This window comes from Micrococcus sp. R8502A1 (assembly GCF_006704135.1).
Taxonomy (GTDB): domain Bacteria; phylum Actinomycetota; class Actinomycetes; order Actinomycetales; family Micrococcaceae; genus Micrococcus; species Micrococcus luteus.
In genome coordinates, this window is the sequence record NZ_VIGS01000019.1 from 1 (window position 1) to 21,589 (window position 21,589).

Here is a 21,589-nt window from a genome sequence, read left to right on the forward strand (position 1 = left end):
GCTCAGATCGGGCACGTACTTCCCGGACTGGCTACTTGAACGCAGGAAGAGAGCGGAGTCGGCGCTGATCACCGTGGTCGCTGACTGCTACCTCGCCGGGGTCTCGACCCGACGGATGGACAAGCTGGTCAAGACTCTGGGCGTCAACGCCCTGTCCAAGTCCCAAGTCTCCCGGATGGCCACCGAGCTCGACGAGCAGGTCGAGGCCTTCCGCCACCGCCCGCTCGGGGTGGCCGGCCCGTTCACGTTCGTGGCCGCCGATGCGCTGAGCATGAAGGTCCGCGAGGGCGGGCGCGTGGTCAACGCCGTGGTGCTGCTGGCCACCGGGGTCAACGCTGACGGCCACCGCGAGGTCCTGGGCCTGCGGGTCGCCACCTCGGAGACCGGGGCGGCGTGGAACGAGTTCTTCGCCGACCTGGTCGCCCGCGGCCTGGCCGGGGTCCGGTTGGTCACTTCTGACGCCCACACTGGACTCAAGGACGCCATCGCGGCGAACCTGCCCGGAGCGACGTGGCAGCGCTGCCGCACCCATTACGCGGCGAACCTGATGGGCATCACCCCGAAGAACATGTGGCCGGCCGTGAAAGCCATGCTGCACTCGGTCTATGACCAGCCCGATGCGGCCAGCGTGCACGCGCAGTTCGACCGGCTCCTGGACTACGTGAGCGAGAAGCTGCCCACCGTGGCTGAGCACCTCGACGCCGCCCGGGCGGACATCCTGGCCTTCACCACGTTCCCGAAGGACGTCTGGATGCAGGTCTGGTCGAACAACCCGGCCGAGCGGCTCAACCGGGAGATCCGCCGTCGCACCGACGCGGTGGGCATCTTCCCCAACCGGGCGGCCATCGTCAGGCTCGTGGGTGCGGTGCTGGCCGAGCAGACCGATGAATGGGCCGAGGGTCGACGCTACCTCGGTCTCGAAGTCCTGGCCCGCTGCAGGCTCACCACCGTGACCAACACCGGAGACGAGGTGGACCCCGACACCGAACTCACCCTCGGCCTCAGCGCCTGACCCCCATGAAGGATCAGACCGCTACACCATCACGAGGGGCTTGACCATGGCATCAGAGAACCACGGAAGGGCTTCCCTGCGCGGGGCGGATGTGAGACGCGGTCCCCAGGGGTCACTTCAAGGGTGGATGCACTCGTCGGTATATGAAACATATTTGCGCGTTTGTGAAATCTTCCCTGCATCTCGACAGCTTCCACGGGTCATGTCAAGGGTGGAGGCACTCGACCGTGTATGAAACATATTTGCGCTTTTGTGAAATCTTCGCTGCATCTCGACACCGACCCCAGCCTCGGCGTCACTCCGCGCACCGTCGCCCGGGAGCGCATCCCGGCCGCCCACACCTCCGCCCCTGCAGTAGACTCCTGAACACTGTTCAACTCGTCGGGCACTCGCCATGCGCCCAGCGCCTCGGCTGAGCGCCCCATCGCACTCGCTTCCGCACCAGGAGTCCCTCCATGAGCACTTCCGTGCCCTCGTCCCATGACGGCCACGTCCGCCCCGCGGCCACCACGACGGCGGACCGCCCCGCCGACACCGGCCGCCGCCCCCGTCGCGGTTCCGCCGGCGGCAGCCTCGCGCGCATCGCCGTCATGACCGCGTTGATGGCCGTCCTCGGTCTGGTGCCGCCGATCGCCGTCGCCGGTGTGCCCGCCCCGATCGTGCTGCAGAACATCGCCGTGATCCTGGCCGGTGTGATCCTCGGCCCGTGGCGCGGGGCCGCCTCGATGGCGCTGTTCGCCGGCCTCGTGGCGCTCGGCCTGCCGCTGCTCAGCGGCGGCCGCGGCGGCCTGGGCGTGTTCGCCGGCCCGACGGCCGGCTTCATCCTCGGCTGGATCCCGTCCGCGCTGATCGTCGGCCTGATCTTCTGGGCCCTCACCTCCCGGGCCCGCCCCGGCCTCGGCGCCGGACGGGTCGCGCTCGGCGCGGCCGTCGCCGGGCTGATCGGCGGCGTCGTGATGGTCTACTTCTTCGGCGTGCTCGGCTTCGTCGGGATCGCCGGGATGGAGTTCGGCGCCGCCGTCCTCTCCATGGCCCCGTTCGTGCCCGGTGACCTGATCAAGCTCGTCGTGGCCGTCATCCTCATCGTCGGCCTGTGGAAGGCCTACCCCCGCGCCTTCCGATGAGCCCGGACCGTTCCGTCACCCTCACGGGCGTCCGCGTCGAGGCCGACGGCCCCGAGGGCGTCGTCGTGCTCCTCGACGGCGTGGACCTCACCCTCACGGCCCCGCGTGTGGCGGTGATCGGGGAGAACGGCTCCGGCAAGTCCACGCTGGCCCGCGCGATCGCCGGGCTGGCCGACGTCGTCGCCGGGGAGGTGACCGTGCACGGGGTGGACGCCGTCCGGGACGTGAAGGCGCTGCGCCGCACCGTCGGCTTCGTGTTCGCGAACCCGGCCGCGCAGATGGTCATGCCCACCGTCCGGGAGGACGTGGAGCTGACCGTGAAGTCGCTCAGGGGCGACGCCGGCCGCCGCCTGACCCAGGACGACGTCGCCGCGCGCGTGGCCGCGGCGCTTCAGGAGCACCGGCTCACCGCGCTCGCGGACCGGGCGTGCCTGTCCCTGTCCTCGGGGCAGGCGCAGCGGCTGGCCATGTGCTCGGTGATGACCGCCGGGCCGTCCCTGGTGATCGCCGACGAGCCGACCTCCCTGCTGGACGGCCGGCACCGGCGGATCGTGGCCGACCGGCTGCTGGCCGCAGACCCCTCCGCCCCGGACGGGTTCCAGCTGCTGCTGGTGACCCACGACCTCGAGCTGGCCCGTGCGTGCGACGAGGCCGTGTGGATCCACGGCGGCCGTGTGGAGCGGACCGGCCCGGCCGAGGACGTGGTCGAGGCGTACGAGCGCTTCCTGGACCACGCCGTGGCGGCGGAGCTGCGCTGATGCTCTCCCTGTACGTCCACGGCGACTCGCCCCTGCACCACGCCCGCGCCGGCCTCAAGACGGGCCTGTTCGCGGTGTGGGTGCTGGCCCTGACCCTGCTGCCGCTGTCCCTGTGGACGGCGGGCGCCGCCGTCGTGGGCGCCGTGACCGCGTATCTCGTGGGCTTCGGGCTGCGGCGCGGGACGGCGATGATCGCCTCCGACCTGCGCGCTCTGTGGCTGTTCTACGTGGTCCTGTTCGCGGCGCAGTGGATCTTCACCGACGCGTTCGCCGCCGGACTCACGGTGGCGCGCGTGCTCGGGCTCGTGCTCACCGCGCAGGTGTTGACGCGCACCACCCGGATCGCGGACATGACCGGGGTGGCCGAGGCGGTGCTGCGGCCGGTCGAGCGGATCCCGTGGGCGGGGCCGCGCCTGGCGCGGGCGGGGTTCCGCGCCGACCGCGTGGGCCTGGCGATGGGCCTGGTGCTCTCCTCGATCGGCCATCTGCGCGCCCTGGCCGAGCAGATCCGGCATGCGCAGGCCGCCCGCGGGGTGCGGATGGCGCCGTGGGCCTGGGCGCTGCCGCTGCTGGTGCTCAGCTTCAAGCACGCGGACGACGTCGGGGACGCCCTGGCCGCCCGCGGGATCGACTGAGCTGGGGTCGGCTGAACCGGGGTCGGCAGGCACCACAGGCACCACCGGCACCACCGGCGCCACCGGCCGGCTGTCAACGCGGTGTTGACACCTCCGGATGCCGGCCATAACCTCGGTCACATGGCTCGCACGCTCACCGCCACCGTCGTCTCCATCATCTTGATCCTCGTCACCCACGGCCTCACGTCCGACGCCGACCCGGGGCCGGCCCTGCTCACGGGCGCCATCATCGGCCTCGCCTACACCGTGGGTGCCTGGAGCGCTCCGCTGATGCAGGCCCGCGGCGGCGCCCTGGCTGGCTCGCTGTTCAGCCGCTGGCAGCCCGCCTGGGATGGCCCGAAGGCCATGCAGATCCTGGCCGGGGCCGCCGTCGCGGCCGTGCTGACCGTGCTCAACATCTTCGAGGGCGCCACGGCGGTGATCTTCGGCATCGCGGTGACCATCGGCGCCGGTGCCCTCCTTCCGGTGTCCGCCGGTGAGGCAGACTCGGAGGATGCCCCGCGATCCCTGTGAGGAACTGACCGCCGCGCTGGCCGCCCAGGCGGCGGCCGAGCGGCGGCTGCATCACGCCGTCCACCGTGCCCGTGAGTCCGGGTGGACCTGGGAGGAGATCGCCCAGACCCTCGGGGTGAGCCGTCAGGCCGCGCACCGTCGTTTCCAGACCGCCGCGGACCCGGGTGCGGCACCCACCGCCGGTGCGGCACCACAGGGCGGCTGGCCGGAGGCGGCGCGCCGGAGCGCCGACCGTGCCGTCCGCGCCTGGTTCACCGGGGACCTCACCGCGATGCACGCCCTGATGACCAGTACGGCCCGCGCCGCCCTGCCGCAGACCGTGCTGCGGCAGACCATGCAGGAGATCCAGGACCTCGCCGGTCCGTGCACGCCCCCGGCGGATCTGACCGTGCACGAGCTGGACGGCGTCCCGTTGCCCACAGACCCGCACGCCGCCGGGAGTCGGCGCGCGGTGGTGGTGCGGGGTGTGGCGGAGGCCGAGCGGGCGGACCCGGTCGTGCACGTCCTGCTCGGCCCGCGCGGGCGCGTCTCCGGGGTGAGCATCCGACTCGGTGAGTCCCTGGAGGTCTGGCCGCTCTGACGTCCCGGGGACGCTCGGCCGCGTCCTCCGGCTCGGCCCCGGCCCCCGCCACCGGCCCTCCCGCGTTGGGGGCGGAACTCGGCGGTATTCCGGGCGGGGATCCCCGAGTTCCGCCCCCGGACCGCGTCGGGTGGCGGGCCGGCTCAGAGGGGGTTGTCCAGGGGCAGACGGTCGCGGTCGTAGGTGATCTCGGTGAAGCCGTGGGGCACGGGCTTGCCGTCCTCGCCCAGGGACACGAACACGATCTTGTCGATGGTCAGGATCATCTCGCCGGTCACGATGTTCCGCACCTTCGCCCGCATGGTCAGGGACGTGCGCCCGAACTCGGTGGCGCGCAGGCCCATCTCGATCATGTCGCCCTGCTTCGCCGAGGCCAGGAAGTTGATCTCCGAGATCAGCTTCGTCACGCACCGCGGGTTGCCCAGCTGCAGGGTCGCGTAGATGGCCGCCTCCTCGTCGACCCAGCGCAGCAGCGAGCCGCCGAAGAGGGTGTTGTTCGCGTTGAGGTCCTCCGGCTTGACCCACTTGCGGGTGCGGAAGTTGACGTCGTCGTGGGCGGCGCGGTCTGCCGAACGGGTGAAGAGCGTGGAGTCCATGGCTCCACGGTAGAGCGACGGCGACGCCGGCACGAGGGAGGGCGCCCGATGCGCAGACGTGCTCGACCGGGCCGTAGGGTCGCCGGAAGGGATTCACAACGGAGCACACAGGAGGGACCCGACCGATGACCATCCGCCCCCACCCCGACCCCGCCGCACCCGACGCCACCTGGCGCGATGTGCCGGTGGTCGGCTTCACGGTCGCCGCCGGCATCGCCGTCCTGTTCTGCCTGGTCTGGCTGCGCCGGGACGGGCTCACCACCGACTACACGTGGGGGCTGCTGCTGGCCCCGGTGCTCATGGGCGTGGCCGGGGTGGCGGTGATGGTCCTCTGGGAGCGGCTCCTCGTCCGCGTCCCGCGGCTGGCCGCCACGCTGGTGGCCGGCGGCGCCCTCCTGGCCTTCGTGCTGGTGCTCGCCTGGTGGCTCGTGGAGGTGAACGCGCAGACGCACCTGTTCACCGGGAGCACGTTCTGGCTGCTCGCCGTCGCCCCGGTCTGCGCGGGCCTCGCCTGGCTCGCACACCGGCTGCTCCCGGCGGCCCGCCGTCCCGTGGAAGAGCCCCCCGCCGCCCTCGACGACGACGCCTGGGCCCGCCGCCGCGCCGGCGGGCCTGGGCGGTCACCGTGCTCGTGCTGCTCATCCTGGCCACCCGTCTCCCGGGCGTGGTGGCCGGGGAGCGGCTCAGCGCGTGGGACGTCGCGTACCTGCTGGTCGCCGTCGTCGTGCTGGTGTGGACGTGGCTCGACTACCGGGCCGCCGTGCGTCGCGCCCGCCGCTGAGGGGTCTCAGGCCCCCGCGGCGGCCAGCACCCTCGCCACGTGCCGGCGGTGCACCTGGTGGATGACCTCGATCAGTCCGCACCCGAGCGCGGCGACCACCAGCGCGGCCACGAGCACGTCCGTGGGCGGGACCTCCATCCGGTGGTACCAGCGGGAGGCCGGCACCAGCACGACGGCGGCCAGCACCGCGTACATCGCCAGGATGAGGACCACCACGCGCGCGCTCAGCGGCCGGGACATCACGCTGAGCACCCACAGGCCCAGCAGGGTCAGGGTGATCATGAACGCGGCCTGCTGGCGGGCCAGGTCGACGTCGCCGGCGGTGAGGCGCACGTACGTCTGCAAGGCCACCATGGACAGCAGGATCACCGCGCCGGAGGGGATCGCGAACCGCAGCGCCCGCCCCAGGAAGCCGGGCACATAGCGGCGCGGGTTCGGCAGCAGGGCGAGGAAGAACGTGGGCGCGCCGATCATGATGAAGTCCACGGTGGAGGCCTGCCGCGGCAGCAGCGGGAACTGCCACGCGAACAGGGAGAACACCACGCCGAACAGCAGCGCGTACGTCGTCTTCGTCAGGTAGATGTGGGCGAGCCGCTCCATGTTCGCGATCACCTGGCGGCCCTCGCCGAGCACGCGCGGCAGGCGGTCGAAGCGCCCGTCCAGCAGCACCATCCGGGACACCGCCTTGGTGGCCGGGGCCGCGTTGCCCATGGCGATGCCCAGGTCCGCGGTCTTCAGGGCCAGGGCGTCGTTCACGCCGTCGCCGGTCATGGCCACCACGTGCCCGCGCGACTGCAGCGCCTGCACCATCGCCTTCTTCTGGTCCGGGCTGACGCGGCCGAACACGTCGTGCTCGGTCATCACGGCGGCGAGCTCCCCGGGATCGTCCGGCAGGGTGCGCCCGTCGTAGGCCTGGCCCGCCACCTCGAGGCCCACCTCGCGGGCCACGGCGGCCACGGTGCGCGGGCTGTCCCCGGAGATCACCACGGTCCGCACGCCCTGGGCGTGGAAGTAGTCGAGGGTCTCGGCGGCGTCCGGGCGCACGTTCTCGCGGAACGTCACGACGGCGACCGGGACGCCTCCGGCGGGCAGCGCATCCCCGATCAGGGGCTCGTCCGTGCGGGCCAGCAGCAGCACGCGGCGGCCGGCGTCCGCGTCGGCGTGGACCTGGGCGCGGACGGCCTCGGCGGCCTCGGGGCCGAGGTGCCACTCGTCCACGAGAGCCTCGGGCGCGCCGAGCAGCCACGTGCCGGCCGCAGCCCCGGCCTCGGGGCCGAACGCGACCGCCGACCACCGGCGTGCGGAGGAGAACGCCACCTGGGCCGCGGGGTCCACGGGCGGGACGGCCGTGAAGGGCTCGCGCAGGGCCGCCGCGGTGGGGTTCACGTCCGGGTCCGCGCCGAACCAGGCGAGCACGGTCCGAGCCCCGTCGCCGACCTCGGCCGGGGCGCCGTCGTCGTGGGCGTCCGGGGACGCGTCCGCCGAGGCGGGCGCGGTGAGTCGGTCGAACCGGACGCCGCCCTCGGTGAGGGTGCCGGTCTTGTCCAGGCAGACGGTGTCCACGCGGGCCAGGACCTCCACGGCGGGCTGCTCCTGGATGAGGACCTCCTGCTGGGCCAGCTTGAGCGCGGACACGGCGAACGCGATGGTCGTCATCAGCGCCAGGCCCTGCGGGATCATGCTGGTCACCGCCGCCACGGACGCGATCAGCGCGGGCTCCAGGGCGGCCTCGCGCGGCTGGGAGAGGGCGAGGGACCAGCCGCCGACCGCCGTCATCTGGCCGTGCACGATCACCGCGATGATCGGCACCAGGGCGATCGTCAGCCAGCGGGCCACCTTCTCCAGGGCGCCGCGCAGCTCCGAGTGGATGGCGGAGTAGCGGCGGGCCTCGGCGCTCAGCCGGGCGGCGTGCGAGGCCGAGCCCACCGCCGTCGCGCGCACCAGGCCCGCGCCGGCCACGACGGCCGAGCCCGAGAGCACGGCGTCCCCGGGGGTCTTGGGCACGGGGTCGTTCTCGCCGGTGAGCAGCGCCTCGTCCATGTCCAGGCCGTCCGAGACGAGGACCTCGCCGTCCACGGGCACCTGGTCGCCGCGGCGCAGCACCACGACGTCGTCCCGCACGATCTGCGCCATCGGCAGGGGCACGCGCGCCCCGTCCCGGATGACGACGACGTCGTCCTGGTGCAGCAGCGCGATCCGGTCCAGCTTCCGCTTGGCCGAGTACTCCTGGACCACGCCGATCACCACGTTGGCCACGGCCGCCAACGAGAACAGCAGGTCCAGCCAGCGGCCCATCAGGATCACGACGACGGCGCACAGCGCGATCGCCAGGTTGAACAGCGTGAACACGTGCACGCGCAGGATCTGCCCCAGCGAGCGGGACGTGTCCCGCGACTGGACGTTGACCAGGCCCGCGGCCTCCCGCTCGGCGACCTCGGCGGCGGTGAGCCCGGTGAGCCCCTCCACGCCGGTGGACCCCAGGCCCGTCCCGCTCTCGGGGGCGGACGGGTGCGCGGACGCAGGGGAGGGGGAGGCCATGGCACAGAATCTACCCAGCCGGCGCGGGGCCGGGCATCCGACGAGGGGATGAACTCGGGTGCGACCGCAGACGGGACTGCGGGTGGGGCGGGCTCACTCGCCGGTCTGGCCGTCGATCCCCTCGCGCAGCAGGTCGGCGTGGCCGGCGTGGCGGCCGTACTCCTCGATCATGTGGGTGAGGATCCACCGCAGCGAGACCGGGTCGCGCCCCTCCCGGATCCGGTGGGCGCGGGCCAGGGCTGCGGCGCCGTCGTCGCCGTCCGCCGCGAGCAGGTCCACCACGATCTGCCGGGACCGCTCCACCTGGCCCTGCCAGAGGGCGCGCAGGTCCGCCGCGGAGTCCTGCGCCGCACTGTGCCAGTCCCAGTCGGGGTCCGCGTCGAAGTCCGCGCCCACCCAGGGCGCCGAGGTGGGCTCGCCGAGGGCGACGGCTTCGAACCACCAGAACTCGACGAACGCGAGGTGCTTGAGCAGGCCGCCGAGCGTCATCGCGGACGGGTGGCCCGGCAGGCGGCGGCGCAGCGCGGCCGTGTCCAGGTCCGCCGTCTTCCACTCGATCGTGGCGCGCAGGAAGTCGAGGAAGCCCAGCAGGGTGGCGGCCTCGCCCGCGGCGAAGGGCGGCTCGGGGCGGCCCTGGTCGTCGTAGAACACGGTGGTCATGGCGGCCAGGCTACGCCCCACCCGCGTTGTCGTTCGGGAAACGGCGCGTGCGGGGGCGGGGGCGCGGGTGAGCTGGCGGGGTGAGCGCCCGCGGACCTGGAACGCGTGCGGTCGCTCTGAGCCTGCAAGGTGCGCTCATACCGACCGCAGGCGTTCCCGGAAGGGGCGGGCCGGCGTCGTCGGCCTGCCGGACGAGGTGCACGACGCCCTCGCGGTCGGAGGCGATCCTGCTCACCGCGGCGGATCCACCACGAGTCGCACCCGCGGGCTCGCCTGCCCGGCGGCGTCCTCCTGGGTCTCGGCGATCCGGCGCCAGATGCGGTCCGCCGACGGGCCGACCATGAGGTGCCCCATCTGCCGGATGACGGTGCCGAACACGGACGTCGGCATGCTGCGCCGCGGGGCGAAGCCGGACCGGCGCAGGCGCTCGGTCTGTTCCGTGGTCAGGTCCACGAGGCGCTCCAGCAGGGACTCGGTCTCCCCGCCGGCCTCCAGCAGCGAGCGGCGCACGTAGGCCCCCACCACCGGGTGCTCGGCCAGCAGGTCAGCGAACGCCGCGTCGCGGGCGGCGGACACCTCCTGGGGGGTGCCCACGAGCGGGACCTCGTCGAGGGTCGTGGCGATCAGGCGCAGCACGTCGTCGTCGACGGCGCGGGTCAGCCCCGCCTTGCTGCCGAAGTGGTGCCGCACCAGCCCGGGGGCGACGCCGGCCCGTTGCGCTATCTCGCGGACGCTGGCCATCTCGACCCCCCGCTCGGCATACAGCTCGAGGGCCGCCAGGCGCAGGCGCGCGGGGGAGGAGAGATCGTCCTGGTCGAAGGGCAGGGGGGTGTTCATCGGGTCCTCGGGGCTGGGTCGGCGGATGGGATGGCCCGTGGTCGGGAGACGAGGATGCGGGGGCTCGCTGAACCCTACGGCAGGGATCGAAACGCCCCCCCACACCCTTCTTGCACGCTAGTGCAACATCGTGCTTGAGTGTGCAACACACGCCCAGTGAGGCATGTCACAGATGACTGCCGCCCGCCTCCGCGACCACCACACCTCCCAGGGGGACCCATGCAGACCACCGACACCGTCCTCGGCACCCCGTCCACCATGGGCGACGACGAGCAGCTCACCACCACCCGCCTCCTGCGGGACGCCGCCCGGACCTTCGGGGATCAGCAGATCATCCACACCCGCGGCGGCGGCTCCCCGTGGCAGACCACCACCTACGCGGCCGTGTGGGAGCGGGTGCGCCGCATGGCCGCGGCCCTGCACGCCGAGGGCGTCGGGCCGGGGGACCGGGTCGGCCTGCTGCTGTGGAACGACGTCCGTCACCTCGAGTCCTACTTCTCCGTCCCGCTGCTGGGCGCGACCATGGTGCAGCTCAATCTGCGCCTGGCGCCCACGGACCTGGCCTACGTGATCACCCACGCGCAGGTGGGGACGATCGTCGTGGACGAGACCCTCCTGGAGCTCGCCGCCGCGCTCGAACCGCACCTGCCCGGGGGCATCCGCTGGATCGTGGCCGGCGACGGCGAGCTCCCCGCCGACTGGGCCGGTCGCGGCGACGTCCTCTCCTACGAGGCCCTCCTCGACGGGCAGGAGCCGCTCGAGACAGCGGACCTGCCGAACGTGAGTGAGCGCTCCGCCTCCGGCGCCTGCTACACCACGGGCACCACCGGCCGTCCCAAGGGCGTCTTCTACTCGCACCGGGCCACCTGGCTGCACGCGCACGCCGTGGTGTCCACCCTGGGCATGACCATGGCGGACACCGCCCTGCTGCTGACCCCCATGTTCCACGCGCAGTGCTGGGGCCTGCCGTTCGCCGCCGTCGCCGTGGGCGCGCGCCTGGTGCTGCCGGGCCGGTTCAACCTCACGGACACCCCGTGGCTGACCTCCACCCTCGTGGACCACGGCGTCACCGTGGCCCCGGCAGCCCCCGCGATCCTCATGCCAATGCTCCACCACCTCCGCACCCTCGAGACGCCCCCACGGATGGACGGCGTGCGCCTGCTGTGCGGCGCGACGGAGCCCCCCGTGGCCATGATGCGCGGCTTCGACGAGCTCACCGGCGCGGAGGTCATCCACGCCTACGGCGCCACGGAGACCTCGCCCATCGTCTCCCTCAACCGCATGAAGCCGAGCCTCATGGACACCCTCTCCGAGGATGAGCGGTGGAACCTCAAGCGGTTCCAGGGCCTCGTCGTCGTCGGGGTGGACGTGAAGATCACCGACCCCCTGGGCGAGCTGCTGCCGCCCGGCGAGGAGAACGTGGGCGAGATCCGCCTGCGCGGGCCCTGGGTGACCACCTCCTACGCGGACAACGCCGAGGCCACCGAGGCCGGCTTCGACGACGAGGGCTACTGGCGCTCCGGGGACCTGGGCTACCTCTCCCCGGAGGGCTACCTCAAGGTCACCGACCGCCTGAAGGACGTGGTCAAGTCCGGTGGCGAGTGGATCTCCTCGATCGACCTGGAGAACCACATCATGACCGTCCCCGGGGTCCGCGACGCCGCCGTCATCGGCGTCCCCCACCCCCAGTGGGAGGAGCGTCCTCTGGCCCTCGTGGTGCGGGACGAGGACTCCGACGTCGACCAGGACGCCGTCCTCGCCGCACTCGCCGAGCGCTTCGCCACCTGGCAGCTGCCGGACGAGGTCCGCTTCGTGACGGAGATCGACCGGACCGGCGTCGGGAAGGTCAACAAGCGCAAGCTGCGCGCCGACTACGCCGACGCCCTCACCTCCGGCCGCTGACCGGCCCGCCACCTCCCCAGACCCACCCCGACCCCAGGAGACCCCGTGACCCAGGACGCCTTCCTCTACGACGCCCTCCGCACGCCGCGCGGTGCCGGCAAGCCCTCCGGCTCCCTCCACGAGGTCAAGCCGATCGACCTCGTCGTCGGCCTGACCCACGCGCTGCGCGACCGCCATGAGGGGCTCGACCCCGCCGACATCGAGGACATGATCCTCGGCTGCGTCAGCCCGGTGGGCGACCAGGGCGCGGTCCTGCCCCGGGTGGCCGCCCTCAAGGCGGGCCTGCCGCAGACCGTGGCCGGCGTGCAGCTGAACCGGTTCTGCGCCTCCGGACTCGAGGCCGTGAACCAGGCCGCCGCCCGCATCCGCTCCGGCTGGGAGTCCCTGCTCGTGGCCGGCGGCGTGGAGTCCATGTCCCGCGTGCCCATGGGCTCCGACGGTGGCGCGTGGGCCATGGACCCGGCCACCTCCCTGGCCACCGACTTCGTCCCGCAGGGCGTCTCCGCGGACCTGATCGCCACCCGTGAGGGATTCAGCCGCGCAGAGCTGGACCGTTTCGCCGCGCAGAGCCACCGCCGTGCTGCGGCGGCGTGGCAGGAGGGCCGGTTCGCCCGCTCCGTGGTCCCGGTGACGGACATGAACGGGATGACCGTGCTGGACCGGGACGAGACCATCCGCCCCGACTCGACCGTGGAGACCCTGGCCAAACTCAAGCCCTCCTTCGAAGCGCTGGGCCGGGAGGCGGGCTTCGACGCCGTGGCGCTGGAGAAGTACAGCTCGCTGGCGGGGATCGAGCACCGGCACCACCCCGGCAACTCCTCGGGCATCGTCGACGGCGCCGCGCTGACGCTGATCGGCTCCGAGGAGGCCGGCCGGCGGGCCGGGATGAGCCCGCGGGCCCGGATCGTCTCCGCCGCCGTCGTCGGCTCCGAGCCCACCATCATGCTCACCGGCCCCACCCCGGCGTGCCGCAAGGCCCTCGAGGTGGCCGGCATGACCGCCGCGGACATCGACCTCGTGGAGATCAACGAGGCGTTCGCGGCCGTGCCGCTGCTGCTGATGAAGGAGATGGGCTGGACCGAGGAGCAGACCAACGTCAACGGCGGCGCGATCGCCATGGGCCACCCCCTGGGGGCCACCGGCGCCATGATCCTCGGCACCCTCGTGGACGAACTCGAGCGGCGCGACCTGCGGACCGGCATCGCCACGCTCTGCATCGGCGCCGGCATGGGCGTCGCCACGATCGTCGAGCGCGTCTGAGCGCCCCACCCACCCGACCGACCAGCACGGCAGGAAGAGCACCGGCATGAGTGAGCACATGATCACCTGGGACCAGGACGCCGACGGCGTCGTCACGCTGACCATGGACGACCCGCAGGCGCGGGTCAACACGATGAACGAGCGGTACCAGGACGCGATGGACGCCGTCGTGGACCGCCTGGAGGCGGAGCGGGACACGGTGACCGGCGTCGTCCTGACCAGCGCGAAGAAGACCTTCTTCGCCGGCGGCGACCTGGACTCCCTGGCCCAGGCCGGCCCCGAGGACGTGGAGTCCGTGTTCGCGCTGACGCAGCGGGTCAAGGGCCAGCTGCGCCGCCTCGAGACCCTCGGCCGCCCCGTGGTCGCCGCGATCAACGGCACGGCGCTCGGCGGCGGCCTGGAGATCGCCCTGGCCTGCCACCGGCGCATCGCCGTGGACGACCCGGGGCTGAAGGTCGGCCTCCCGGAGGTCACCCTGGGCCTGCTGCCCGGAGGCGGCGGCATCACCCGCCTGGTGCGCATGGTGGGCGTGGAGCGCGCCCTGATGGAGTGGCTGCTGCAGGGCACCGCCCGCGACGCCCGGGCCGCGATGGAGAAGGGGATCATCGACGAGGTCGTGACCGACCCCGCGGACCTGGTGCCCGCCGCCAAGCGCTGGATCCTGGAGCACCGCGCCGACGCCGCCGCGAAGCCCTGGGACGTCAAGGGCTTCAGGATCCCCGGCGGCACCCCCGCCCAGGCCTCCTTCGCCTCCCGCCTGCCCGCGTTCGCCGCCACCCTGCGCCGGCAGCTCCACGGCGCGGACCTGCCCGCCCCGAAGGCGATCCTCAGCGCCGCGGTGGAGGGCTCGCAGGTGGACTTTGACACCGCCTCGCGCATCGAGACCCGGTACTTCGTGTCCCTCGTGACGGGCCACACCTCCTCCGCCATGATCCAGGCGTTCCACTCGGACATGCAGGCGCTGCGCTCCGGCGCGGCCCTGGGCGGTCCCTCCCGCGAGCGCAGCACGATCACCACGGCGGCGGTGCTGGGCGCCGGGATGATGGGCGTGGGCATCGCCCACGCGCTCGCGCTCAACGGCGTGGACGTGATGCTCAAGGACGTCAGCCTGGAGGCCGCCGAGCGCGGCCGTGAGCGGGTGGGTGCCCTCCTCGAGGGGCGCGTGGCGAAGGGGCGCATGAGCCGTGAGGACGCCGACGCCGTCCTGGCCCGCGTGCAGCCCACCGAGGACTATCAGGACCTCGCGCACGTGGACGCGGTGATCGAGGCCGTGTTCGAGGACGTCGAGCTCAAGGACTCGGTGTTCGCCGAGGTGGAGAAGGTGGTCGGCCCGGACACCCTGCTGTGCAGCAACACCTCCACGCTGCCGATCACCCTGCTGCAGGGCCCGCGGGAACGCTCCCAGGACTTCATCGGCCTGCACTTCTTCTCCCCGGTGGACCGGATGAAGCTCGTGGAGATCATCCGTGGTGAGCAGACCTCCCCGCGCACGGTGGAGCGTGCCTACGACCTGGTGCAGCAGATCCGCAAGCTGCCCATCCTGGTCAACGACGGGCGCGGCTTCTACACCTCCCGCGTCTACGGCACGCTCGTGCTCGAGGCCGCGGCCCTCGTGGAGGAGGGCGTGGACGCGCAGCGGATCGAGCGGGCGGCCCGCCACGCCGGCTTCCCGGCCTCCCCGCTGGCCATGATGGACGAGGTCTCCCTGACCCTGATCCAGCACATCCGCCGCGAGGAGGAGAAGGCCGTCGCAGAGGCCGGCGGTGAGCGTCCGGTGCGTCCGGGCGAGCGTGTGGTGGAGCGCATGGTGGACGAGTTCGGCCGCCCGGGCCGCGCGCAGGGCGCCGGCTTCTACGAGTACCCGGAACAGGGCCCCAAGCACCTGTGGCCGGGCCTGGCCGAGCACTTCGCCACCGGGGCGGACGTGCCCGAGCAGGACCTGCAGGACCGCCTGCTGTACCGCATGGCCATCGAGACGGCCCGCTGCTTCGACGACGGCGTCCTCACCGACGCCCCCTCGGCGAACCTCGGCGGCGTGTTCGGCATCGGCTTCCCGCCGCACACCGGTGGGCCCGTGACGTTCATGACGCACCGCGAGGGCGGACCGGCCGCGTTCGTGGCCCGCGCCGACGAGCTGGCCGACCGCTACGGCGAGCGGTTCCGTCCCGGCGACACCCTCCGGCAGCGGGCCGAGCGAGGCGAGGGGCCGGGCCGATGAGCGCCGCACCGCTGGCCGGAGTGCGCGTGGTGACCATCGCCCTGAACCTGCCCGGGCCTGCCGCCGCGGCCCGCCTGCAGGAGCTGGGCGCCGACGTCGTCACGGTGCTCCCGCCCAGCGGGGACCCCGTGGCCACCCTGGTGCCGGCCCTCTACGAGGAGCTGCACCGCGGGCAGTCGGTGCGCACCGTGGACATGAAGTCCCAGGCCGGGGCCGCCGAGATGGAGCAGATCCTGGCCGAGGCTGACGTGTTCCTCACCTCCCACCGCTCCGGGGCGCTGCGCCGGCTGGGCCTGGACGCCGACGCCGTCCGCGCCCGCCACCGGCGGATCTGCCAGGTGGACATCACCGGATACGCCGGGGACCGCACGGACGTGCCGGGCCACGACATCAACTACCAGGCCGCGGCGGGCCTGCTGGCGCCGGGGGCTCCGCCGCGGATCCTCGCGGCGGATCTGCACGGTGCCGAGCGGGCCGTCTCCACCGCGCTGGCCCTGCTGTGGGCCCGCGGCGCGGACGGGGACGGCGGGCACGCCACGGTGGCGCTCGCCGAGGCCGCGCACGCCCTGGCCCTGCCCAACCGGCACCGCATGACGGACCCGCGCAGCCCCCTGGGCGGGGCCCTGCCCCACTACGGGGTGTATCCGGCGGCCGAGGGCCACGTGGCCGTCGGGGCGCTCGAGCCGCACTTCGCGGCCGCGCTCGTGACGGGCCTCGGGCTGGACGCGGACGGGGACGTCCGCGCGCAGCTCACCGAGGCCCTCTCCCGGCACGACGCCGCCCACTGGCAGGCATGGGGGGAGAAGCGGGGCATCCCGCTCACCGCCCTGGCCAGCCCCACCGCCTGACCCCCACGACTCAGCACCCCCCCTCGAACGACCTCCAGGAGCCCCTCATGACCACCACGGATTCCCGCACCCGCTCGCTGATCGACGTCGACGTCCTCGAGTACCACCGCCTCCTGACGCCCGAGCAGCAGGAGAAGCTCACGGAGATCCGCGCCGCCCTGGCCGAGATCGTCACCCCACACGTGGCCGAGGCCTGGAGCCGGGACGAGTTCCCGCACGAGATCGCCCGCCGCGTCGGGGAGCTGGGCTACGACCACATCAGCGGCATGACCGAGGACCCGCTGTTCCGCGGGTACCTGATGGCCGAGCTGGCCCGCGCGGACATCTCCCTCAGCGTGTACTTCGCCCTGCACAACGACCTCGTCGGGGCCACCCTGGAGGCCCTGGGCTCGGAGGAGCAGAAGCAGAAGTGGCTTCCGGGCCTGTACGCGATGGAGTACACCGGCTGCTTCGCGCTGACCGAGCCGGAGCACGGCTCCGACGTCGCCGGCGGCATGGCCACCACGGCCCGCCGAGAGGGGGACGAGTGGGTGATCAACGGGGCCAAGCGGTGGATCGGCAACGGCACCATGTCCCGCATCGCGATCGTGTGGGCCCGGGACGAGGAGGACGACCAGGTCAAGGGCTTCATCGTGGAGACCGACACCTCCGGCTACGAGGCCACCAAGATCGAGCACAAGACCGCGGTGAAGATCGTCCAGAACGCGGACATCACCTTCACGGACGTGCGCGTCCCGGCGGAGAACAAGCTGGAGAAGGCCGACACCTTCGCGGACACCAACGTGATCCTGCTGGGCTCCCGCAACGGCCTGGGCTGGCAGGCCGTGGGCGCGCAGCAGGGCATCCTCGACGCCGCCCGCCGCTACGCGCTGGAGCGCACCCAGTTCGGCCGCCCGATCGCCGGGCATCAGCTGGTGCAGTCCCTGCTCGTGCAGATCGCGGCCAACCTGGCGGCCACCCTGGGCATGGCGCACCGGGCGGTGCAGCTGGAGGCCGCCGGCGAGGTGTCCATGACGCAGGCCTCCCTGGTGAAGCTGAAGACCTCCCAGATGTGCCGCGAGTCGGCCGCGCTGGGCCGGCAGATGATGGGCGGCAACGGCATCCTCGCCGACGTCGGGCTCGGTCGGTTCTTCTGCGACGTCGAGGCGATCTTCACGTACGAGGGCACCTACGAGGTGAACTCGCTGATCGTGGGCCGCGGCCTCACCGGACACTCCGCCTTCCTCTGACCCCCCTCCGACGACCGCCCCACCAGATCAGGAGCCACCGTGACGACCTCCGAGACCACCTCCGAGACCACCTCCGAGACCCCCGACACCTCCGCGACCACCCACGGCCGGCCCACCGAGCGCCGGGGTCATGTGGCCGAGCTGCTCTCGGCCACCGTGGCCCGGCAGCCGGATGCCGTGGCCCTGCGGATCGGTGAGGCCCGCATGACCTACCGCGAACTGGACCAGGTCACGGCCGCGACGGCCGGCTGGCTGCGCCACCGCGGGGTGGGCCCGGGGGACCGGGTGGCCGTGATGCTGCCCAACGTCCCGGCCTTCGTGGCGGTCTACGAGGCGCTCATGCGTCTGGGCGCGGTGGTGGTGCCGCTCAACCCGCTGTTCACCGCCCGTGAGCTGGAGTACTTCCTCGAGGACTCCGGGGCGCGCATGCTCTGGGCCATGCCCGGGCTGCCGGCCGTGGACGAGGTGGCCGGGAACGTCGACGTCGAGGTGGTCACCCTGGACCTCGAAGCGGTCGGGCGGGAGTGCGCCGCCGAGGGCATCGCCCCGGTCACGGAGATCACCCCGCGGGACCCCGACGACGACGCCGTCCTGCTCTACACCTCGGGCACCACGGGGCGACCCAAGGGTGCCCGGCTGACGCACACGAACCTGCGTTCCAACGCCATGGCGACGGCGACCGGTCTGGGCCGGCTCGGCCCGGACGACGTCGTGTTCGCGGCGCTGCCGATGTTCCACGTGTTCGGGCTCTCGGTGGTGCTCAACGGCGCGGTGTTCGCCGGGTCCACCCTGTCCCTGATGCCGCGCTTCGTGCCGGAGGCCGCCTACGACCAGCTGCAGGACCACGGCATCACGTTCCTGCCCGGCGTGCCCACCATGCACGGGGCGTTCCTCTCCGTGGCCCGGACCCGTCGTGAGGCCGGGGCCGAGCCGGCGGACTTCTCGAGGCTGCGCATGCCCCTCTCCGGCGGTGCGAGCCTGCCGGTGGAGACGCTACGCGCGGCGGAGAAGCTGTTCGGCGTGCCCGTGTTGGAGGGCTACGGACTGTCCGAGAACGCGGGTGCGTGCTTCTTCAACCCCGTGGATGCGCCGACCCGGCCGGGCACCGTGGGCCGGCCGGTGGACGGCTTCGAGTTCCGGATCGTCGCGATGGACGGCACCGAGGTGCCCGAGGAGGACCTCGAGACCTCCGGTGAGCTGCGCATCCGGGGCGAGGGCATCATGGCCGGCTACTGGGGCCGCCCGGAGGACACGGCGGCGGCGTTCGACGAGGACGGCTGGTTCCGCACCGGCGACATCGCCCGCCGGGACGAGGCCGGGTACGTGATGATCGTGGACCGGCTCAAGGACGTGATCATCCGCGGCGGCATGAACGTGTACCCCCGCGAGGTGGAGGAGGTCCTCTACGAGCACCCGGACGTGGTCGAGGCCGCCGTGGTGGGTGTGCCGGACGAGCGGCTGGGCGAGGAGATCGCCGCCTTCGTCTCGCTGGCCCCGGGCAGCGCCGTCGCGGTGGAGGAGCTCCAGGCGTTCGCGGCCGAGCGGCTGGCCCGCTACAAGCAGCCGCGGGAGGTGACCGTCCTGGACGGGCTGCCGAAGAACGCCACGGGCAAGATCCTGCGCCGCGAGCTGCGTCAGGGGTGAGGGGCGGGGCGGGCGGTCTGGGCGCGGGTGGTCTGGTGTGAGTGAGAGGAACGACGGACAGATGGCCTCTCGCTACGCTCCCGGTATGACTCAGCCCCTCGTCCACCCGCCCAAGGCCCAGCCGGGCGACAGGATCGCCGTCGTCTCGCCGTCGTTCGCGGCTCCCGGCTTCGCGCCCGCGGTGCACGAGCAGGCGATGCGCCGCCTGGCCGAGATGACCGGACTGGAGCCGGTCGAGTACCCCACCACCCGGCAGCTCGGGGCGAGCGCCGAGGACCGGGCGCGGGACCTGAACGCGGCGTTCGCGGACCCCCAGATCCGTGCGGTGATCGCCACGGTGGGCGGGGAGGACCAGATCACCGTGATCGGTCACCTGGACGCGGACGCCGTGCGCGCGGACCCCAAGCCGTTCCTCGGCTACAGCGACAACACCAACCTGCACCAGTGGCTGTGGGCGAACGGCGTGGCGAGCTTCTACGGCGGGTCCACCCAGGTGCACCTGGGGCCGGGACCGGCTGTGGATGAGGTGCACGCCGCGTCCCTGCGGGCCGCCCTGCTGACGGGAGGGCGGCTGGAGATCACGGAGCCGGGGGAGTCCGAGGACCACGGCGTGGACTGGCTGGACCCGCGGGCACTCACCGAGTTCGGGACGCGCGAGCCGGTGCCGGGCCCGCACGACGACGGCGCGCGCGGCGTCGGTGAGGGCGCCTCACCGTGGCGCTGGGCCGGGCCGCGGCGCGCGGTGACCGGCCGGACGTGGGGCGGCTGCCTCGAGGTGCTGCCGTGGGTGATGGCGGCCGGCCGCGGGCCGGCGGACATGGCGGTGCTCGAGGGCGGTGTGCTGCTCATCGAGACCAGCGAGGAGCTGCCGAGCGCCGGCGAGGTGCGGCGGCTGCTGCGGATCCTGGGGGAGCGCGGCGTACTCGGCGCCGTGGACGCCGTGCTGGCGGCCCGCCCGCCGACGAGCTCCTTCGAGGCGCCGCGCAGCCCGGAGGAGCGGGCGCGGCTGCGCGCGGAGCAGGCCGATGTGGTGCTGGAGGAGGTCGGGCGCTACAACCCGGACGCGGTGGTGTGCGTGGGCGTCCCGTTCGGCCACACCCGGCCGCAGTGGGTACTGCCGCACGGCGGCGTGATGACCGTGGACGGCGTGGAGAAGCGGGTGTGGGCGGAGTACTGCTGAGAACAGGCACCGCGACCCAACACCCAGAAAGATGCACATCACAGCCAGGCCCGCGAGCCCGGCGCGCCCCGTGCCCACCATGGGCATGGACCTCAGCTCTGCGCTGGACGGCGTTTCCGTCCTGACCATCACCCTGAACCTGCCCGGCCCAGCGCCGTCGTCGGGCTGCCGACCCGGCACGGCCTGCTCGAGCCCGACACCATCCTCGGCAGCGTGGCCCGGTGCGGCCAAGCCCGATGCGGGGCCGTGCTTGGTACGGTGCGACATAGACGGCGTCCGCGTCTGAGGCGCTCGCGAGCAAGGACCCCCATGAGTGAACCGATAGGGCTGCGTGACGCTGCCATTGAGTGGCTGAAGATGCGTTCGCTCGATGGCCAGGTACCGCTCACCCGGGAGGACATCGGTGACTTCCGGTGGAACGGGGAGCCGTTCCCGCTGATCTCTACGCAGAACGGAATCCGCAAGCCGGCAGGGTTTGATGCCGCGCTTTCCTTTTACACGGTGTATCGCCCAAAGGGTCATGCCCGTCCCTACGAGGATGAAATCGGCGACGACGGCCTCATGCGCTACAAGTGGCAGGGCACGAATCCCCGTCTCCCAGCGAACCAGGGGCTCTTCCGGGCATACGAGCGCGGCCTCCCGCTGATCTGGTTCGTTGGCGTGGGCATGAGTCCGGCACGGTTTCAAGTGGTGGCTCCGGTCTATGTTGTAGGACGCGAGGATGAGCGACACCAAATCGTCTTTGCGCCGATGGAGCCGGAGGATTATTCGCCGGAACTCATGCATGAGTCTGTTCTAGAAGCGTCTCTCAAGCGGTACCTGAGGCGGGAGGTCAAGATCCGCGTTCACCAGCCGCATTTCCGTTCCACCGTGCTGGCCGCCTACGACAACCACTGCGCGGTCTGCAATTTTGCGCATCCGGAATTGCTGGACGCTGCTCACATTGTTCCGGATCGTGAGGTGCATGGTCTGCCGACCGTTGTCAATGGCCTTGCCATGTGCAGGATCCACCACGGTGCTTTCGACAATCACTTCTTGGGCATCACACCTGACTTCACCGTGGAGATCCGACAAGATCTCTTGGACGAGGTAGATGGGCCGATGCTGCGGCACGGACTTCAGGACCTCCACGGGCGAAAACTCATGAAGCTGCCCACGCGGCGGGCTGACCGCCCGTCCCGTGAGAATCTCGCGTGGGCATACGAGCGCTTCCGGGAGGCCACCATCGCCGATGTCGCCTGATGCGGCTCGGCCGTGATGATGGTCCGCGGGCT

Annotated in this window: 19 protein-coding genes; 15 read left to right on the plus strand and 4 right to left on the minus strand. The window is 72.5% G+C overall.

Going from position 1 to position 21,589, the window contains the following annotated elements; translation table 11 throughout:
- The 6 genes from FLM69_RS05405 to FLM69_RS05430 all read left to right on the plus strand — a co-directional run.
- Window positions 1–1,012 (plus strand): IS256 family transposase (locus FLM69_RS05405; RefSeq protein ID WP_141843384.1); only part of this gene is annotated, 1,012 nt, incomplete at its 5' end.
- A 455-nt stretch (window positions 1,013–1,467) separates the two neighbouring features.
- On the plus strand, window positions 1,468–2,136 hold the full coding sequence (locus FLM69_RS05410) for a biotin transporter BioY (protein WP_036381852.1): 669 nt from the start codon (window positions 1,468–1,470) through the stop codon (window positions 2,134–2,136).
- Entirely contained in the window at window positions 2,133–2,894 is a 762-nt protein-coding gene (locus tag FLM69_RS05415) for an energy-coupling factor ABC transporter ATP-binding protein (protein ID WP_098094186.1), read from the plus strand. The genes FLM69_RS05410 and FLM69_RS05415 overlap by 4 nt, the downstream gene beginning before the upstream one ends.
- The gene (locus FLM69_RS05420; RefSeq protein ID WP_141843386.1) at window positions 2,894–3,529 is read left to right on the plus strand and encodes an energy-coupling factor transporter transmembrane protein EcfT; all 636 of its coding nucleotides are present in this window, start codon (window positions 2,894–2,896) and stop codon (window positions 3,527–3,529) included. Before FLM69_RS05415 ends, FLM69_RS05420 begins: the two co-directional genes overlap by 1 nt.
- Before the next feature lie 120 nt (window positions 3,530–3,649).
- On the plus strand, window positions 3,650–4,042 hold the full coding sequence (locus tag FLM69_RS05425; protein WP_141843388.1) for a hypothetical protein: 393 nt from the start codon (window positions 3,650–3,652) through the stop codon (window positions 4,040–4,042).
- A complete protein-coding gene (locus FLM69_RS05430) occupies window positions 4,023–4,622 on the plus strand; it encodes a helix-turn-helix transcriptional regulator (protein ID WP_010080065.1) in 600 nt (199 codons plus the stop codon). The genes FLM69_RS05425 and FLM69_RS05430 overlap by 20 nt, the downstream gene beginning before the upstream one ends.
- 143 nt (window positions 4,623–4,765) lie before the next feature.
- On the opposite strand, the gene FLM69_RS05435 is transcribed toward FLM69_RS05430, so the two are convergent.
- The gene (locus tag FLM69_RS05435) at window positions 4,766–5,218 is read right to left on the minus strand and encodes an acyl-CoA thioesterase (RefSeq protein ID WP_049147545.1); all 453 of its coding nucleotides are present in this window, start codon (window positions 5,216–5,218) and stop codon (window positions 4,766–4,768) included.
- Window positions 5,219–5,843: 625 nt separating this feature from the next.
- Here FLM69_RS05435 and FLM69_RS11365 point away from each other — a divergent pair.
- The gene (locus FLM69_RS11365; protein ID WP_181743488.1) at window positions 5,844–5,999 is read left to right on the plus strand and encodes a hypothetical protein; all 156 of its coding nucleotides are present in this window, start codon (window positions 5,844–5,846) and stop codon (window positions 5,997–5,999) included.
- A gap of 6 nt (window positions 6,000–6,005) precedes the next feature.
- Here FLM69_RS11365 and FLM69_RS05440 read toward each other — a convergent pair whose 3' ends face one another.
- The 3 genes from FLM69_RS05440 to FLM69_RS05450 form a co-directional block, all read right to left on the minus strand.
- On the minus strand, window positions 6,006–8,537 hold the full coding sequence (locus FLM69_RS05440) for an HAD-IC family P-type ATPase (RefSeq protein ID WP_141843389.1): 2,532 nt from the start codon (window positions 8,535–8,537) through the stop codon (window positions 6,006–6,008).
- Between the two features lie 93 nt (window positions 8,538–8,630).
- The gene (locus tag FLM69_RS05445; RefSeq protein WP_101967645.1) at window positions 8,631–9,197 is read right to left on the minus strand and encodes a DinB family protein; all 567 of its coding nucleotides are present in this window, start codon (window positions 9,195–9,197) and stop codon (window positions 8,631–8,633) included.
- Window positions 9,198–9,428: 231 nt separating this feature from the next.
- Entirely contained in the window at window positions 9,429–10,034 is a 606-nt protein-coding gene (locus FLM69_RS05450) for a TetR/AcrR family transcriptional regulator (RefSeq protein ID WP_036381864.1), read from the minus strand.
- Between the two features lie 219 nt (window positions 10,035–10,253).
- Here FLM69_RS05450 and FLM69_RS05455 point away from each other — a divergent pair, with 219 nt between their 5' ends.
- The 8 genes from FLM69_RS05455 to FLM69_RS05490 all read left to right on the plus strand — a co-directional run bounded on the left by FLM69_RS05455 (window position 10,254) and on the right by FLM69_RS05490 (window position 21,557).
- On the plus strand, window positions 10,254–11,936 hold the full coding sequence (locus FLM69_RS05455; protein ID WP_073117266.1) for a long-chain-fatty-acid--CoA ligase: 1,683 nt from the start codon (window positions 10,254–10,256) through the stop codon (window positions 11,934–11,936).
- Between the two features lie 45 nt (window positions 11,937–11,981).
- Window positions 11,982–13,196: an acetyl-CoA C-acetyltransferase gene (locus tag FLM69_RS05460; protein ID WP_141843391.1), complete on the plus strand. Its 1,215-nt coding sequence runs from the start codon at window positions 11,982–11,984 to the stop codon at window positions 13,194–13,196.
- 46 nt (window positions 13,197–13,242) lie between these two features.
- Window positions 13,243–15,414, plus strand: a complete 2,172-nt coding sequence (locus FLM69_RS05465) for a 3-hydroxyacyl-CoA dehydrogenase NAD-binding domain-containing protein (protein WP_141843393.1) — start codon at window positions 13,243–13,245, stop codon at window positions 15,412–15,414.
- The gene (locus FLM69_RS05470) at window positions 15,411–16,262 is read left to right on the plus strand and encodes a CoA transferase (protein WP_141843395.1); all 852 of its coding nucleotides are present in this window, start codon (window positions 15,411–15,413) and stop codon (window positions 16,260–16,262) included. The genes FLM69_RS05465 and FLM69_RS05470 overlap by 4 nt, the downstream gene beginning before the upstream one ends.
- 47 nt (window positions 16,263–16,309) lie before the next feature.
- Window positions 16,310–17,491, plus strand: a complete 1,182-nt coding sequence (locus FLM69_RS05475; RefSeq protein ID WP_141843397.1) for an acyl-CoA dehydrogenase family protein — start codon at window positions 16,310–16,312, stop codon at window positions 17,489–17,491.
- Between the two features lie 39 nt (window positions 17,492–17,530).
- Complete coding sequence (locus FLM69_RS05480; RefSeq protein WP_237069492.1) at window positions 17,531–19,135, plus strand: long-chain fatty acid--CoA ligase; 1,605 nt, start codon at window positions 17,531–17,533, stop codon at window positions 19,133–19,135.
- 85 nt (window positions 19,136–19,220) lie between these two features.
- Window positions 19,221–20,315, plus strand: a complete 1,095-nt coding sequence (locus FLM69_RS05485; RefSeq protein WP_141843401.1) for a S66 peptidase family protein — start codon at window positions 19,221–19,223, stop codon at window positions 20,313–20,315.
- A gap of 309 nt (window positions 20,316–20,624) precedes the next feature.
- Window positions 20,625–21,557 carry an HNH endonuclease gene (locus tag FLM69_RS05490; RefSeq protein ID WP_061866819.1) on the plus strand — a complete coding sequence of 311 codons (933 nt, stop codon included), beginning with the start codon at window positions 20,625–20,627 and terminating at the stop codon, window positions 21,555–21,557.
- Window positions 21,558–21,589 lie beyond the last annotated feature (32 nt).